The sequence below is a fragment of the Accumulibacter sp. genome, assembly GCF_016789985.1.
Lineage (GTDB): Bacteria > Pseudomonadota > Gammaproteobacteria > Burkholderiales > Rhodocyclaceae > Accumulibacter.
The window spans coordinates 1-16,399 of sequence record NZ_JAEUOL010000031.1; the positions used below are offsets into that span (position 1 = coordinate 1).

The 16,399-nt window shown below is 62.9% G+C and carries 13 protein-coding genes and 1 tRNA gene; 6 read left to right on the forward strand and 8 right to left on the reverse strand.

Annotation, left to right across the window (positions count from 1 at the left end; all coding sequences use genetic code 11):
* The 3 genes from JNK99_RS01630 to JNK99_RS01640 form a co-directional block, all read right to left on the reverse strand.
* Positions 1–90, reverse strand: a tRNA-Ser gene (locus tag JNK99_RS01630).
* Between the two features lie 113 nt (positions 91–203).
* Positions 204–1,487 carry a serine--tRNA ligase gene (serS, locus tag JNK99_RS01635; RefSeq protein ID WP_291847670.1) on the reverse strand — a complete coding sequence of 428 codons (1,284 nt, stop codon included), beginning with the start codon at positions 1,485–1,487 and terminating at the stop codon, positions 204–206.
* A gap of 97 nt (positions 1,488–1,584) precedes the next feature.
* Complete coding sequence (locus JNK99_RS01640; protein WP_291847673.1) at positions 1,585–2,901, reverse strand: replication-associated recombination protein A; 1,317 nt, start codon at positions 2,899–2,901, stop codon at positions 1,585–1,587.
* A gap of 334 nt (positions 2,902–3,235) precedes the next feature.
* On the opposite strand from JNK99_RS01640, the gene JNK99_RS01645 reads away from it, so the two are divergent.
* Entirely contained in the window at positions 3,236–3,454 is a 219-nt protein-coding gene (locus JNK99_RS01645; RefSeq protein WP_291847676.1) for a hypothetical protein, read from the forward strand.
* 592 nt (positions 3,455–4,046) lie between these two features.
* Positions 4,047–5,762, forward strand: a complete 1,716-nt coding sequence (locus tag JNK99_RS01650; RefSeq protein ID WP_291847679.1) for a hypothetical protein — start codon at positions 4,047–4,049, stop codon at positions 5,760–5,762.
* A 119-nt stretch (positions 5,763–5,881) separates the two neighbouring features.
* Here JNK99_RS01650 and JNK99_RS01655 read toward each other — a convergent pair whose 3' ends face one another.
* From JNK99_RS01655 to JNK99_RS01665, 3 genes are read right to left on the reverse strand one after another with little or no spacing between them, the layout of a single operon-like run.
* Entirely contained in the window at positions 5,882–6,631 is a 750-nt protein-coding gene (locus JNK99_RS01655) for an arginyltransferase (RefSeq protein WP_291847682.1), read from the reverse strand.
* 6 nt (positions 6,632–6,637) lie between these two features.
* The gene (gene aat, locus JNK99_RS01660; protein ID WP_291847684.1) at positions 6,638–7,345 is read right to left on the reverse strand and encodes a leucyl/phenylalanyl-tRNA--protein transferase; all 708 of its coding nucleotides are present in this window, start codon (positions 7,343–7,345) and stop codon (positions 6,638–6,640) included.
* Positions 7,342–8,451: an ABC transporter ATP-binding protein gene (locus tag JNK99_RS01665; RefSeq protein WP_291847686.1), complete on the reverse strand. Its 1,110-nt coding sequence runs from the start codon at positions 8,449–8,451 to the stop codon at positions 7,342–7,344. Before JNK99_RS01665 ends, aat begins: the two co-directional genes overlap by 4 nt.
* A 113-nt stretch (positions 8,452–8,564) precedes the next feature.
* Between JNK99_RS01665 and JNK99_RS01670 the strand changes: the two genes are divergently transcribed.
* Positions 8,565–10,199 carry an iron ABC transporter permease gene (locus tag JNK99_RS01670; RefSeq protein WP_291847688.1) on the forward strand — a complete coding sequence of 545 codons (1,635 nt, stop codon included), beginning with the start codon at positions 8,565–8,567 and terminating at the stop codon, positions 10,197–10,199.
* Between the two features lie 22 nt (positions 10,200–10,221).
* On the opposite strand, the gene JNK99_RS01675 is transcribed toward JNK99_RS01670, so the two are convergent.
* Together JNK99_RS01675 and JNK99_RS01680 are read right to left on the reverse strand one after the other, a co-directional pair.
* A complete protein-coding gene (locus tag JNK99_RS01675) occupies positions 10,222–11,247 on the reverse strand; it encodes a Fe(3+) ABC transporter substrate-binding protein (protein ID WP_291847690.1) in 1,026 nt (341 codons plus the stop codon).
* Positions 11,248–11,397: 150 nt separating this feature from the next.
* On the reverse strand, positions 11,398–11,865 hold the full coding sequence (locus JNK99_RS01680) for a C40 family peptidase (protein ID WP_291847694.1): 468 nt from the start codon (positions 11,863–11,865) through the stop codon (positions 11,398–11,400).
* Between the two features lie 390 nt (positions 11,866–12,255).
* On the opposite strand from JNK99_RS01680, the gene JNK99_RS01685 reads away from it, so the two are divergent.
* From JNK99_RS01685 to JNK99_RS01695, 3 genes are read left to right on the forward strand one after another with little or no spacing between them, the layout of a single operon-like run.
* The gene (locus JNK99_RS01685; protein ID WP_291847697.1) at positions 12,256–13,251 is read left to right on the forward strand and encodes an oxidoreductase; all 996 of its coding nucleotides are present in this window, start codon (positions 12,256–12,258) and stop codon (positions 13,249–13,251) included.
* Positions 13,252–13,283: 32 nt separating this feature from the next.
* A complete protein-coding gene (locus JNK99_RS01690; protein WP_291847700.1) occupies positions 13,284–14,426 on the forward strand; it encodes a diguanylate cyclase in 1,143 nt (380 codons plus the stop codon).
* A 43-nt stretch (positions 14,427–14,469) separates the two neighbouring features.
* Positions 14,470–16,368 (forward strand): propionate--CoA ligase, encoded by a 1,899-nt coding sequence (locus tag JNK99_RS01695; RefSeq protein WP_291847704.1) that lies wholly within the window; start codon positions 14,470–14,472, stop codon positions 16,366–16,368.
* Positions 16,369–16,399: the final 31 nt, after the last annotated feature.

Sequence of the window (16,399 nt, forward strand, 5' to 3'; positions counted from 1 at the left end):
TGGCGGAGAGGGAGGGATTCGAACCCTCGGTAGGCTTCCACCTACGCCTGATTTCGAGTCAGGTACATTCGGCCACTCTGCCACCTCTCCGTCGGGCGCGAATATTAGCACAAGAACGTCTTTACACGCGCAGAGAGAATTGCCTTGTCCACCTGACGTGACCTTCCGCCGCAGCCAGCCGGCAATTCGACACGACCGCTTGATCAGCCGACGCCGATCCGCTCGAGCCCACTGAAGTATGCGCGCAGCACGTCGGGAATGGCGATACTGCCATCAGCGTTCTGGAAGTTCTCCATCACCGCGACCAGTGTGCGCCCGACAGCCAGACCCGAGCCGTTGAGGGTGTGCACCAGTTCCACCTTGTTGCGCTCGTTGCGGTGACGCGCCTGCATCCTTCGCGCCTGGAAGGCCTCGAAATTGGAACACGAGGAGATCTCGCGGTAAGCGTTCTGGGCTGGCAGCCAGACTTCGAGATCGTAAGTCTTGGCCGACGAGAACCCCATGTCGCCGCTGCACAAGGTGACTCGCCGATACGGTAGTTCGAGCATCTCGAGGATTTGCTCGGCATGGCCGGTGAGTTCCTCGTGTGCCGCCACCGAGTCGGCTGGCGCCACGATCTGCACCAGTTCGACCTTGTCGAACTGGTGCTGACGGATCATGCCACGTGTATCGCGACCATAGGAACCTGCCTCGGAGCGAAAGCACGGGGTGTGGCAGACGAGTTTGAGCGGCAGCTCCTCGGCATTGAGAATTTCGTTGCGCACGATGTTGGTGACCGGAACTTCGGCGGTCGGAATCAGGTACAGCGGCTCCGCGTCTGGGCGGAGAATCTTGAACAAGTCCTCTTCGAACTTCGGCAACTGCCCGGTACCGGTCAGGCTGGCGGCGTTGACCAGGTAGGGCGAGTAGACCTCCGTGTAGCCATGTGCCGCGGTATGTGTATCGAGCATGAACTGGGCAAGCACGCGATGCAGCCGGGCAAGCTGTCCTTTCATCAGTGAAAATCGTGTGCCGGCCACCTTCGCGGCGGTGGCGAAGTCAAGCTGCGCGAGTCCCTCGCCGAGATCGACATGGTCCTTGACCGGAAAATCGAAGGATCGTTGCGTACCCCAGCGCTTGACCTCGACGTTGTCGGCGTCCGACCGGCCGAGCGGAACATTCTCCTGCGGCAAATTCGGCAATACGGCAAGGAAGGCGTCGAACGTCTTGAGCAGTTCGCCCAAACGCACCTCATTGGCATCGAGTTCATCCTTCAGCGCCGCCACCTGCGCCATCACCGGCCCAGCATCTTCGCCACGACCCTTGAGCACACCGACCTGCTTCGAAAGGCTGTTGCGACTGGCCTGCAATTCCTGGGTACGCGTCTGTAACCGCTTGCGCTCGCTCTCCAGCCTATGGAACATCGGGCGGTCGAGGACAAAACCGCGCGTGGCAAGTCGGTCGGCCACCGCACCGATGTTGTTGCGCAGCAGTTGGATGTCGAGCATGCTCAGTCCTCAGGTTGATGGTCGCCCGGCGACCTGGATATCGGCGCATCCCGCCTTCCCGTTGGCAGACCCGGGGACGGGGGGAGTTTCCCCTCTCTCAATCCTTCTTTTTCCCTGCCAGGCGATCAAGCTCGCGCAGATGCGCAAGTTTCTCGCCAATCCTTATCTCCAGGCCTCGCGCTACCGGTCGATACCACTCGACCGGCGGCATGCCTTCCGGAAAATAGTTCTCGCCGGCGGCATAGGCCGCCGCCTCATCGTGCGCATAGCGGTAGTCCCTGCCGTAACCGAGATCCTTCATCAGTCGCGTCGGCGCATTGCGCAAATGAACCGGAACCGGCCGCGAACCATCCCCCCCGATGAAACTGCGCGCCGCATTATACGCGAGGTAGCCGGCGTTCGACTTGGCCGCCATCGCCAGGTAGAGAATCGCTTCAGCAAGCGCCAGCTCACCTTCCGGCGTACCGAGGCGCTCGTAAGTCTCTGCAGCATCGAGCGCAATGCGTGCGGCACGGGGATCGGCCAGGCCGATGTCCTCCCAGGCCATGCGCACGATGCGGCGCGCCAGGTAGCGCGGATCGGCGCCACCGTCGAGCATGCGGCAGAACCAGTACAGGGCGGCATCCGGCGAGGAGCCGCGCACCGCCTTGTGCAGCGCGGAGATCTGATCATAGAAGGCGTCACCGCCCTTGTCGAAACGGCGCAGGCTCTGTGCCAGAGCGTGGTCGATAAAATCACCGTCAATGCCGCGCAGCTCGCTTGCCCGCACTGCCGTGGCAACCTGCTCGACAAGGTTGAGCAGACGTCTGGCATCACCGTCGGCGAAACCGATCAGCCGCGCGCGTGCATCTTCCTCGACATCCAGGCCGGGCAGTGCCTGCCGGCAGGCTCTTTCCAGGAGCTCGCCCATCTCGGCGGGCGAAAGCGGTTGCAGCACGTATACCGCAGCGCGCGAGAGAAGTGCCGAATTGACTTCGAAGGACGGGTTCTCGGTCGTTGCGCCGACCAGCGTGAGCAATCCCGCCTCGACGTAGGGCAGGAATGCATCCTGCTGCGCCTTGTTGAAACGATGCACTTCATCGACGAAGAGAATGGTCCGCCGACCATTGTGAGCACGACTGCCCTGCGCCCGGGCCACCGCCTCACGAATGTCCTTGACCCCCGAAAAGACGGCCGACAAGGCGATGAAGTCCGCCGCAAAGGCGTCGGCCATCAGGCGGGCCAGAGTCGTCTTGCCAACGCCGGGCGGTCCCCAAAGAATCATGCTGTGCAGCTGCCCGGACTGAAAAGCCATCGCCAGTGGCTTTCCCGGCCCGAGCAGATGCCTCTGCCCAATCACTTCGGCCAGCGTCCGCGGACGCAATCGCTCGGCAAGTGGCACAGCCAAATAGTCTTCGGTGGAAAGGCCGTTCATTCTTGTTTCTTCCCTGAAGCAGCAGACTGGGCGGCCTGCGACAAGGCTCTTCGACGCATCAGCCAGCCATCCTGTTGCTTCGAATGCTAACAGCTTTCCCGCTCTCTGCCGGCAGCGAAGCGCGCCGGAACGCGCCAGGCGACGCACTACCGTCCGCCGTGACGGCCTGGTACGGCGATCCGGCAACACAGAGTGCCGGCTGCGCCCGCGGTTCATGGTGGCCAGCACACGGTTGCAATTGATCGGCAACGTGAAGTTCGACACGGAAAACATGACCGGTTGAGGCTATTCTGTATTCGTTGTTGCAGGGCGCATCGTGAGGAGGGCTCAGGAATTGAAACAGGCGCTGAAACAGGAAAGCGTTAGAAGCGGAGTCGACCGCCGCCAGCTCGACACCGGTCCGCGCGGCAAGCTTCCGGAACGTCGACGTCAACCGGAACGTCGCCTGCCCGAACTGACCGAGATACACGACATCTCGTTCGAAGGCTTTCAGCTCCTTCTGGCGGGTACTGGCAAAGCTGCACCAAAATCGCCTTCACCCTCGACCGGCTGAGCCAGCACACCGCGCGCCCATGACCCGCTCTGACGCGTCAGATTGCTGCCGATGGTCGGGTCGACAGACGCACAGGACACCTTCGGTCCCTCCTGCAGCCGAGAGGCCGGACGTTCGACCGGGTGGTACACCCGGTCTTTTTTTCGACGCTCATCCGCCGGCTCCAGATCCCGGCCAGGGCACGGCCGTCACCGCCCGCTGCCGGCGAGACGCCATCTGCCGCACCTCTTCATCGCCGGTTCGGGCTGGTCGCTCTCGTGATCGGGTGCAGGTCGGCGCCAGCGCAGATGCTCCAGAGGCCGGCCCCAGAACTTGATCCACCCAACGGTCTTGCTCGACGACCGCGATCTCCGGCAAGACATGGTTTGGATCGTCCCCTCTCCTCCCGTTGCGTGGTCTGCCACTTGCCGGGAAGCGGCTCCGTCTTCACTCACACAAGGGCGTTCGACAAGCCGTCGGCCCTCCAGATATACTCCACTCACAGGTCTGCGCGGCGCGCCGGACAGCGGCACCGGCAAGCTTTCTTCATCCGTACCGCCCGGCCCCGCTGCCCGATCCGGGTGAGAGCAGGTTTCCATAGCAGGAGAGCGACGTGGGCAGAGTTTCCAGCAGCTTGCGCATCGGGGAAAAAATCGGCGCCGGTTTTGCCGTGGTCGGTCTGCTGTTGATCGGCGTCATCTGGCACTATCAACTGACCCTGAAGTCGGTCCTTGCCGACCATCAGCAACTGCAACAAGTGTATGAAGTGCGCAAGTCACTGGCGCTCGAAATCGAGGTCGAGATGGCTGCCATACGCGATGCCGAGAAGAACTTCCTGCTGCGGCATCAGGAGCGCTTCGCCGACGAAGTCGATCGCCATCTGCAGAGCATGCACGATAAAGTGACGAGACTGGCAACGGTGGATCAGCAGTCGGGCCAGACGGCCAACCAGTTGCAGGCTCTGATGAACAGCTACGAGCAGAGTTTTCGGGCAGTCGCCGACGCTTGGCGGGCCATGGGGCTGGACGAGAACTCGGGTATCCAGGGCGCCTTCCGTCAGAAGATTCATCGCCTGCACGAGTTGTCCGCCCAGTACGACGTCGATCATCTGTTCACCGTCCTGCTGCAGATTCGCCGCAACGAAAAGGACCTTGCCCTGCGCCGCGATCCTGCTTACCGGGAGCGAGTTCGCAAGTTGCTCCCCGAGTTTCGCCAACTGATCGAGCAATCCCGGCTACCGGCTGCGGTGCGACAAAAACTGCTTGCCGAACTGACCATCTACGCCAGGGCCTTCGAGGACTACGCTGACAATGCCCTCGAGGCCGGCTACGATGGTGGCGGCAAGGGGCCGTTCCGTGATGCGGCACAGCGTATCGAAGCCATGCTCAACGCCCATTACGTGCCCCATCTGGAAACCAGCGTTCTCCAGCTACGCCGTCGGGAGAAGGATTTCCTGTTGCGCGGCGACGAATCCTACCCGCCCATGGTGGCCGAACTGGCACGGACGATTCGTTCGCAGATCGCCGAATCAGCCCTGGCTCAGTCCGATAAAGAGCTTCTCCTCGGGCTGCTGCGCGACTACCAGCGCAGTTTCCTGGTTCTTGTGTCGCAACGTGCCGACATCACCATCAGGACCGGCGAAATGAATGCCGCCGCCGATCAGGTTGCGCCACTGATCGAGGCCAACGTGGCACAGGCGAACCAGATGATGGCCAGCCGGGTCGCCGGGATCGAGCAAGCCTCCCGGGCCAGTGTGCGACTGGGCATCATCGTCACGGGCTGCGCGATTGGTCTCGCCGTCGTCCTGGCGGTCGTCATCACCGCCCGCATCGTCCGCCCCGTCCGGCAGATGGCCGGGCTGCTCGACGATCTGGCTTACGGCACACCGACCGGGCGGGTCCCGACGGTGCGCGGTGGACGCAACGAAATCAACGCCATGGGAGAATCGCTGAACGCCCTGCTCGATCATCGCGCCAGCTTCCTCGGTTGGTGGAAGGCATCGATGGAAGAGCTGCGTGCCCGGCGTGACGTGGAGAATGCGACCAACGACAATCAACGCGACAGCGCCATCATCGAGCTGCGCGCTGCCAGTATCGCGAAGATTCAGCAACTCAACGCACTGCGTGGCCGCCTGATGCTGCATGCGCAACGCATGGTCGAGCTGGCGCAGCGCTGGCGCACGAGCGGCAAACTGACCGCCGAAGACGCCCGGGCGCTCGAACACGCCACGCAGGGAATGGAAACGTTGTGCGCCGTCCTGGCGGTCGAGGAAGAGGCCCCCGTGCCAGCGGCTGCGACGGATGCCATCGAGCCGATGATCAGCCGATGATCCGGCGGCGACTACCTGCCGGCCGCCAGGCGCACGCGGCTCGGGCCGTCGCCACCGCACAGCCGGTTCGCGCGAGCGCCACGGCCTGACTGGAATGCACCGCATCTCCGGCCACACCGTCAGGCCATCGACCGAGTCCGAGTATCCAGATCAGTCCATTGCCCCGCGCTGAAACCTTCGATCGGTCTGAAGTTCGCCTTGTAGGCCATCTTCCGGCTATTGCGAATCCAGTAGCCGAGATACAGGTAGGGCAGATCGTTGGCGACGCACTGGGCGATCTGCCAGACGATGTTGTAGGTGCCCAGACTCGCCGCCGGCAGTGCAGGATCAAAAAACGTGTAAACCGAGGACAGACCGTCATTCAGCACGTCAAGGATGCTCACCATGCGCAGGACACCACACTCACTGAACTCGATCAAACGCGTGTCCACCCGGCTTTGCAGCAGGAAGTGGGTGTACTGTTCGTGGCTGTCCTGATCCATCCCGCCGCCGGCATGCCTGACCGACTGGTAACGCAGATAAAGCTGATAGTGGTCGTCGCGAAAGCAGAGCGGCAGCTCGCGCGCCTGCAGCCCGGCATGCATCCTGATGCTGCGGCGCTGACTGCGCGAGGGTTGAAACCGCTCAACCGGGACACGAACCGGAACGCAGGCCTGGCAGTGGTCACACTTCGGCCGATAGGTAAACACGCCGCTGCGCCGAAAGCCGCTGCGCACGAGTTCGCCATAAACCTCGGTGTTGATCAGGTGGCTGGGCGTCGCCACCTGCGAACGTGCCCACTCTCCCGCCAGGTAGCTGCAGTTGTAGGGTGCCGTGGCGTAGAACTGCAACAGGGAGAACGGCAGCTCGGAGTCGTTGAGTCGCGACATTGTCAGCTAGTTCCAGGGTTGGCTGGCAGCATCGGTCGGCCAGCGGCCGGGCTGCCAGGCTTGCACCACCAGCACGCGCAGGCGATCCATGAACAGCGCGCGCGGAATCTCCCGCGCGCCGAGCGAGGCGAGATGCGGAGTGCTCATCTGGCAATCTATCATGCCGAAGCTTTCCTCTTCAAGGAAGCGGGCGAGATGAGCAGCGGCGACCTTCGATGCATCGGCGGAGCGTGCGAACATCGACTCGCCGTAGAACATGCGGCCGATCGCCAGGCCATAAAGGCCGCCGACCAGCCTGCCCTCGAACCAGGTCTCGACCGAGTGGGCAATCCCTTGCTGGAACAGCTTCCAATAGGCATTCTGCATCTCGCTCGTGATCCAGGTACCGTCCTGGCCGGGACGTGGCGCCTCGGCACAGGCGCGGATGACGGCCGGAAAATCACTGTCCAGCCTTACCTCGAAACAGCCCGAGCGCAGGCGACGGCGTAGCGAGCGCGCAATGCGGAATTCCGCCGGAAACAGCACCATCCGCGGGTCGGGACTCCACCAGAGGATGGGTTCGCCGCTCGCATACCACGGGAAGATGCCACGCTGATAGGCGTCGAGCAAACGTCGGGGGGACAGGTCGCCGCCGGCACAGAGCAGGCCGTTCGGTTCGCGCAAGGCCCGCTCCAGTGGCGGAAAGGGTGCACCGCGTTCGAGCCAGGGAATCATCGATGGAACTGAACGGTCCGTGGCGTCACGGCAGGGCTACGCACCGGCGTCTTGAAGGCGACGACGTGGTCCACATCGAGACGAATGCCGATCCTTTCACCGATCGCGTGGTTGTGATGCGATGGAACCAGCGAAAGCACTTCGACACCGCTGGCCAGACGCAGGGTATAGAGAATCTCGGCACCCCGGAAGGCCTTGTGCCGTACTTCGGCCAGCAATCCAGCCTGGTCGTCGTGGATGATGTCGTCCGGGCGCAGCAGCACCTCAACGCCGCAACCCTTGCCGCAAGCCTCGCATCCCTGACTGCATTCGAGCGGCAAGCGCGATTCGAGAAGACCCAGTTCCACCTCCACACGACTTTCGTCGATCACCACTCCCGGCAGGAAGACGCCCTGGCCGACGAAATCGGCTACGAAATGGTTGGCTGGCTGATGATACACCCGGTACGGCGTATCCCACTGCTGAATGCTGCCACCCGCCATGACGCCCACTTCGTCGGCCATGGCAAAGGCCTCGTGCTGATCGTGGGTGACCAGCACCGCGGTGATCCTCTGACTCTTGAGGATGGCGCGCACTTCCAGCGACAGGCGTTCGCGCAGATCGACGTCGAGATTGGAGAAGGGCTCGTCGAGCAGGATCAGTTGCGGCTGCGGCGCCAACGCTCGAGCCAGCGCGACGCGCTGCTGCTGGCCGCCGGAGAGTTCGTGCGGATACTTGGTGCCCTGACCGCTGAGACCAACGGTGTCCAGCAATTCGCTGACCCGGCTGCGTCGCTCGCTACCGCCCAGGCGGGCAAGCCCGAAACCGATGTTGGCGGCAACCGTCAGGTGCGGGAAGAGCGCGTAGTCCTGAAAGACCATGCCGATCCGTCGCTGCTCTGGTGGGAGGCGCAGGCCGGCGCTGCTGACCAGACGGCCATCGACACGAATCTCCCCGGCGGCGATCTCCTCGAAGCCGGCGATGCAGCGCAGCAGGGTTGTCTTGCCACAACCCGAAGGCCCGAGCAAGCAGGCGATGCTGCCCGACTCGACGGCAAAGCTCACCCCATCGACCACGGTGTGTGTACCGTAGCGCTGAACGATTCCCTGCAGTTCAAGGTGTGCCATCGTGGTTTGCTCGTCAGGCATGGGCGGTCGACAAACCCTGTTTGCAACTCCGGCGACACAGGGGGCCGCGAATCCCGGCACGCCAATTATAATTCTCATTTACCCGTCCAGCCATGATCAGCCTGCGCCTCAATCCCCTGCTCCTCGTTTCGGTCACCATCGCCGCCCTGGTCGCCCTGCCGGTGGTCAGCGTACTGACCAACATCCTGAGCGGCGGCACCGGGGCAACCTGGTCGCATCTGGCGGCCACCGTCCTGCCGGACTACGTTGCCAATACCTTGCTGCTCTGCTTCGCGGTAGGTGCCGGCGTACTGCTCATCGGAGTCGCCACGGCCTGGCTGACGGCAATGCACGATTTTCCGGGACGCCGGGTTTTCGAATGGGCACTGGTCTTGCCGATGGCCATGCCGGCTTATGTTCTGGCCTACGTCTATACCGATTTTCTGCAGTTTGTCGGCCCGCTGCAGACCTTTCTGCGCGAGTTGTTCGGCTGGAACAAGGCAGATTACTGGTTTCCCGAGGTGCGCAGCCTCGGGAGCGCAGCGGCCATGTTCGTCTTCGTCCTCTATCCCTACGTCTATCTGCTGGCCCGTACTGCTTTCATCGAACGCACCAGCGGCATGCTGGAGGCCTCGCGAACGCTCGGCCTCGGACCCTGGCGCAGCTTTTTCCGGGTTTCGCTGCCGCTCGCCAGACCGGCCGTGGCAGCGGGTGCGAGCCTGGCCCTGATGGAAACACTGGCCGATTACGGGACCGTTTCCTACTTCGGCGTGCAGACCTTTACCACCGGCATTTATCGCGCCTGGTTCTCGCTCGGCGATCGCATCGCTGCCGCGCAACTGGCTGCCGCCCTGCTCGCCTTCGTCGTCCTTCTACTGCTTATCGAATGGCACTCACGCGGTCGCGCTCGCTTTAACGACACTACCGCGCGTCACCGTCAGTTCCCCGGTCGTCGACTGACCGGCGGGCGTGCCTGGCTGGCCACGGCGACCTGCGCCCTGCCGCTGGGGATCGGCTTCCTGCTGCCGGCCTGCCTCCTGCTGCGGCTGGCCCTGACCGACAGCGAGACGCCTCTCGGCGGCCATTTCGCCGCCCTGGCGCGCAACAGTTTCCTGCTTGCCGGCCTGACGGCGCTGCTTGCCTTGGCCCTGGCCGTACTGCTGGCGTATGGCGCGCGACTCTCGCGAGGAATGTTTGCCCCGGCACTGAACCGCCTGGTCGGTCTCGGCTACGCGGTGCCTGGTTCGGTGATCGCCGTGGGTGTGCTGATTCCGGTGACCCGCCTTGACCACTGGCTAGCCGAGCAGTGGCAGCACTGGTATGGCGACAACCCCGGACTGCTGCTCACCGGCGGCATCGCGGCGCTGGTCTACGCCTACCTCGTGCGCTTCCTGGCGGTCGCCCTGCAAGCCGTAGGCACCAGCTTGGCCAAGATCACGCGGAGCATGGATGACGCTGCGCGCAGCCTGGGGCTCGGCCAGACGGCGACCCTGCGCCGCGTCCACCTGCCGATTCTGCGCGGCAGTCTGTTCACCGCCTGCCTGCTGGTTTTCGTTGACGTGATGAAGGAGTTGCCGGCGACGCTGGTCATGCGCCCCTTTGACTTCGACACGCTGGCGACGCAGGCCTACACCCTGGCCTCCGACGAGCGCCTGGCGGAAGCGGCCAGCGTGTCGCTGGCCATTGTCGCCGTCGGCCTGCTGCCGCTGATTCTCCTGTCACACCAGATCTCGCGCCAGCGCCGCTGAGCAGCATGCGCCTGCCTGCTGCTCAACGATAGCCGGCCCGGTCGAAGATCATCTGCGCCTTGGCGCGATACGTCGCCAGCGACCCGACCGGCAGCGTGTCGGCCTTGAACTTGCCGAGTTCTTCCAGCGCCGGATTGGCCAGTTTGACACCGGGTACCACGGGCCACTCGTTGTTGCCGTCGGCAAAATAGCGTTGCGCCTCGTCGCTGGACAGGTACTCCAGGAACTTCACTGCTGCTTCCCTGTGCGGCGCCGTCTTCAGCACGCCGCCTCCGGAGACGTTGACGTGCGTGCCACTTCCTTGCTGGTCGGGCCAGATTACCCCGACTTTCTCCATCGTCTTGCGGTCCTCGGGCTTGTCCGAACGCATCAGACGGGCCAGATAATAGGTATTCGAAACCGCCACCGCACACTCGCCCGCCGCCACCGCCCGGATCTGATCGGTATCACCGCCCTTTGGTGCGCGTGCGAAGTTCGCTACGACCCCCCTGGCCCACGCCTCGGCTTTGGCCTCTCCCCGATGGGCAATGATCGATGCGAGCAGTGACAGGTTGTAGGGGTGTGAACCCGAGCGCGAACAGACCTTGCCCTTCAGCCGCGGATTCGCCAGATCATCGTAGGTCCTGAGTTCGTCCGGATTGACCATCTCCTTGGCGTAGATGATGACGCGGGCGCGCAGCGAAAATGCATACCAGTCGGCGGTCCGCAGATGCGCCGGGATGCGCGTCTCGAGCACGCGCGACTGAAGCGGTGCGAGCAATCCCATCTCGTGCGCGGCGGCCAGACGGGCCGCATCGACGGTCAACAGAACATCGGCCGGGCTGTTCGCCCCTTCGTTGCGTATCCGCTCGAGCAGTTCGTCCTCCTTGCCCTCGATACGCTTGACGGTGATGCCCGTCTGGCGGGTAAACCCGCTGTACAGGGCTTCGTCGGTCTGATAGTGGCGAGCCGAGTAAAGATTCAACACCTTTTCCTGAGCCTGGGCACTGGCCAGCGGCGCGGCAGCGAGAGCCAGGAGGAACAGCGAGCCGGGAAATCCAAAATTCATGGTCTTACCTCCAGTGGTAGCGTCGGATCATCGAGCTTCAGCTGGAGATGATAGCAAGCAGGCACCATATTGTAAATGCGAATCGTTCCTTTTTTCCGACAAAAGAAAGGCGACGCGATGCGTCGCCTGGAGCGTGCCCGAAAAGCTGTGTCAGCGTGCCAGCAGACGTCGTGCGCCGTTGTAGCGTTGCATCCAGTAACTCTGGCGCATGTCCTCCACGCGAATTTCGGCACCGGTGCGCGGTGCGTGCAGAAAACGGTTGTCGCCAAGATAGATACCAACATGCGAGAAGGCGTGGCGCATCGTGTTGAAGAAAACGAGGTCGCCAGGCTTCAATTCGTGACGGTCGATCACCGCACCAATCTCACTCTGTTCCCGCGCGCTGCGCGGCAGGAGGATGCCCATGGCTTCCTTGTATACGATCTGGACGAAACCGCTGCAGTCGAGACCCGTATCGGGATTGGTTCCACCGAAGCGATAATTGATGCCGATCAGTTCGAAACCCTTGAGGATCAGATCCTGAACGCTGTTGCTGTAGCGTTCAAGTAGCGAAGGTTCCTCACTGATGACTGGCGGTTCGCTGGCGTTGATCGGGCCAACCCATGACATGGCAATCATGGCGGCGCTCGCGAGAGCGCGGAGGAGTTGATTTCTGAGCATGGGGACGAAATTTATGTGAAAAATGTCACGCTGTAAACCCCCTGTCGAGTGATGCATGATCAAGAAGATGGATCAACTGAGCATTACAAGGCCATAACTTAAATGGGAAAATAACGCCAGACGAGGCTTCGGGCCGATGGTGCACCGCACATGGGATTGCTCCGCCAAACACGGTATAGTCGCCAGCCTCGCGACTTTTGGTGCAAGCGACCGGCTCGACCGGCCTTCGGCGCCGGGCGGCATGGCCAGAAAGCCCGGCCTTTGTGTTTATAATCGTTCCCTGGTTCATGGGCTGGAGCCCGGTCGCGACGGGTACTGCCCTTGTCCGATCCACAGTATGGAGTGCGCATGAGTCCCTTCAAGGCTTATCTGATCGAAGACCACGGTGGTCTGGCGCGAGGCGGCATGGTCACCTTCGACCCAGCCCGACTGGATCCGGGAGAGGTAGACATCAGGGTTGCTTTTTCCAGTGTGAACTACAAGGACGCCCTGGCGGCCACCGGTGCGGGGCGCATCATCCGCCGCTTTCCCTGTGTCGGCGGCATCGATCTCTCGGGAACCGTCACCGCCAGCCGCGACCCGCGCTTCCAGCCAGGCGACGCAGTCATCGCGACCAGTTTCGATATTGGTGTGGCGCACCACGGCGGCTACGCCGAGTACGCGCGAGTTCCTGGGCGCTGGGTGGTGCCGCTTCCTGCCGGACTGTCGCTGCATGATGCGATGGCCCTCGGGACGGCCGGGTTCACGGCGGCGCTCGGCGTCGTCCGGATGGAAGAGAATGGCCTCAGGCCGGACAGGGGTCCGGTCATCGTTACCGGAGCGACAGGCGGCGTTGGCAGTCTGGCGGTAAACATGCTGGCGGCACGGGGCTACCGGATCACCGCGCTGACCCGCAAGGAGAGCGAAGTCGATTATCTCAAGAGCCTCGGTGCAGCGGAGGTAATGTTCCGTTCGACGCTCGATCTGGAGCGCATCAGACCACTCGACCGGGCACTCTGGGCCGGCGCCGTCGACAACCTCGGTGGCGACGTACTGGCCTGGATCGCCAGCACCATGCAACAGGCTGGGACGATCGCCAGCATTGGACTGGCCGCCAGCCCTACCCTCAACACTACGGTCATGCCCTTCATCCTGCGCGGCGCCAGCCTGCTCGGAATTGATTCCGGCTATATTGGCGAACCGTATCGCAGTGGCGTCTGGCAACGCCTGGCCGGCGACCTCCGAGTGCCACACCTGCCAGCGATGACGCGCACCATCACCTTCGACGACCTGCCTGACATCTTCCATGACTATGTCGAGGGGCGTGCGCACGGCCGCGTCGTCGTCGCCATCGCCGGCGCCTGAAGCGGGCCGGACCGACGGAAGCGCGAGACTCGATGGACGACCCGGCTCAGCGACCCCGCATCCTGATCGTCGACGAATCGCGCATGGCACGCGCCGCCTTGATCAAGCGCGTTCGCGAGCATTACAGCTTTCGCGAGGAGGTCGATGGCGAGGCCGGCTGGCAAGCCCTGGTCCTCGATCACTCGATACAGTTGGTGATCTGTGCTCTGGCACTGCCGATGCTCGATGGCGACGGTCTGCTGGCCAGGGTTCGCTCATCGAGACTGACCCGGCTGCGCCAGATGCCGGTGTTGATCATCGCCGGCGACAATGAGGAAGCCAACGAACGAGCGCGAGCGCTGGGCGCTTCCGACTTCATCAGCCGCAGCGTCGGCACGGCCGAACTGTTGACCCGCATTGCCTCACTGCTGGCCCGCACCCAGGCGCAGAACGATCTGGCAGAGAGCGTCAACCGTACGGCGCAGCATCCCGCAACCGGGCTGCCAACCCGCCAGCACATCGAAGTACAGGCGGGGCAGGCGCTGGCCTATGCCAATCGCCATAATGCTCCGGCCAGCATCCTGGTCCTGGGTTTCGACCGGTTCGACGAGCTGCGGACGGAACACGGCGACGAGGTGGTGAGCAAGTTGCAGAGCAAACTGATCAGCATCCTGGCCCAGAAAGTGCGCAAGGAGGACACCCTGGGCCATTTTTCGGACAGCGAACTGGCAATCGTCTCGCCCGGCACGCCCTACCCCGCGTGCGAGGCTTTTGCCAACCGGCTGCGCGAGGCGTTTGCCGTCGCCCACATTGCGGTGCATGGCCAGCGACTGGATCTGTCAGTCAGTCTCGGCGTGGCGAGCAGCCCGAACGATCAGGTGACTTCGGCGGCCACACTGATCACCCTCGCCGGAGATCGGCTGAGAGCTGCCCAACAGGCCGGAGGCAATCGGGTGCTGGCCTGCGTCGACCAGGGGCTGAGCGAAATTCCGGTACCCCGGCTTGGCCACGCCATCGACCTGATCAGGGCCGGCCATGCGAAGGTGGTGATTCCGCATCTTGTGCCGCTCGGCAAGGAAATGCTGCCTCTCCTGGAATTGCTGGAAAGGGAGTGGAAGTTGGGTCTGCCTTTGGCAGATATTCGAAAACGAACGCTGGACCGGGAGCACGAAATCGAAGACACTCGGCAGGCCTAGTTTTCACTGGTGCAGGTGGTTCAATTTTTGAAGAGAGAGTCTTATGACGACAGTTCAAGAGTTTCACAAGAAATCAATAGAAGATCCGGACGCCTTCTGGGGTGAACAGGCCAAACTCATCGACTGGCACAAGCCGTTCACCAAGGTACTCGACTTTTCCCGCCCGCCGTTCGCCAAATGGTTTGTCGGTGGTGAAACCAACCTTTGCTACAACGCGGTTGACCGGCACGCAGCCAAGCGTCCACACGACCGTGCCCTGGTCTTCATCTCCACCGAGACCGACCAGGAAGTGGTCTACTCCTTCGCCGAACTGAAGAAGGAAGTGATGCGCACCGCGGCGATCATGCAGAGCCTCGGCGTCGGCAAGGGCGACCGGGTTCTGATCTACATGCCGATGATCGCCGAAGCGCTGTTCGCCATGCTCGCCTGCACACGCATCGGCGCCATCCACTCGGTGGTCTTCGGCGGTTTTGCTTCCGGCTCGCTGGCCACCCGTATTGACGATGCCGCGCCCAAACTGGTGGTATCCTCGGATGCCGGCATGCGCGGCGGCAAGGCGGTGCCCTACAAGGATCTGCTCGACGAGGCGATCTCCCTGGCGCAACACAAGCCGGCCAAGGTGCTGATGGTGGACCGGGGTCTCGACAAGAACTTCAACAAGGTCGAAGGTCGCGATGTCGATTATGCAAGCCTGCGCGCCCAGTTCATGGACGCCGAGGTCCCGGTCACCTGGCTGGAGTCATCCGAGCCATCGTACATCCTGTATACCTCGGGAACGACCGGCAAACCGAAGGGGGTGCAGCGTGACACCGGCGGTTACGCGGTTGCACTGGCGTCGTCGATCAAGAATATCTACTGCGGCAACGAAGGCGAAACCTATTTCGCGACCTCGGACATCGGCTGGGTGGTCGGCCACTCGTACATCGTTTACGGACCGCTGATCGCCGGCATGGCAACCATCATGTACGAGGGAACACCCTTGCGCCCCGACCCCGGCATCTGGTGGCAGATCGTCGAGAAGTACAAGGTCAGCGTCATGTTCTCCGCACCGACGGCAGCCCGCGTGCTGAAAAAACACGACACCTCGTACATGCACAAGTACGACCTGTCGACCCTGCGCCACCTCTTCCTCGCCGGCGAACCGCTCGATCAGCCGACGCACGAGTGGATCATGAACGAACTCGGACGGCCGGTGATCGACAACTATTGGCAGACCGAAACCGGCTGGCCCATCCTCTCGGCCATGCCGGGAGTCGAAAAGACCGAGATCCGCTACGGCACGCCGAGCTTCCCGGTATATGGCTACAACCTGAAGATCTTCCGCGAGGACGGCACGATCTGCGACCCGGACGAAAAGGGCATCGTCGGCATCCTGCCACCACTGCCGCCCGGTTGCCTGTCCACCGTCTGGGGTGACGACGCGCGCTTCGTGTCGACCTATTTCTCGCTCTTCCGCGAGCCGCAGGTATACTCCTCGTTCGACTGGGGCATCAAGGACAAGGACGGCTACCATTACATCCTTGGTCGCACCGATGACGTGATCAATGTCGCCGGCCACCGGCTCGGTACGCGCGAGATCGAGGAAGCCATCCAGGGCCATCCGGCGATCGCCGAAGTGGCCGTCGTGGGAGTTGCCGATCAACTCAAGGGACAGATGCCGATGGCCTTCGCCGTCGTCAAGAGCGTCGACAGCATCGCCACTCCGGAACTCGCAGCCGCACTCGAGAAGCAGGTCATGAAGCAGGTGGACGACAGCCTCGGGGCAATTGCCCGGCCGAGCCGGGTACACTTCCTCACCGTGCTCCCCAAGACCCGCTCGGGCAAACTGCTGCGGCGCTCGATCCAGGCACTCGCCGAAGGGCGCGATCCGGGCGACCTGACGACCATCGAGGATCCGACCGCCCTCGAACAGTTGCAGCGCGCGCTGGGCACCAAGGCCTGAGCCAGCGCAGAACCAACTGCTGCGCGTCGCA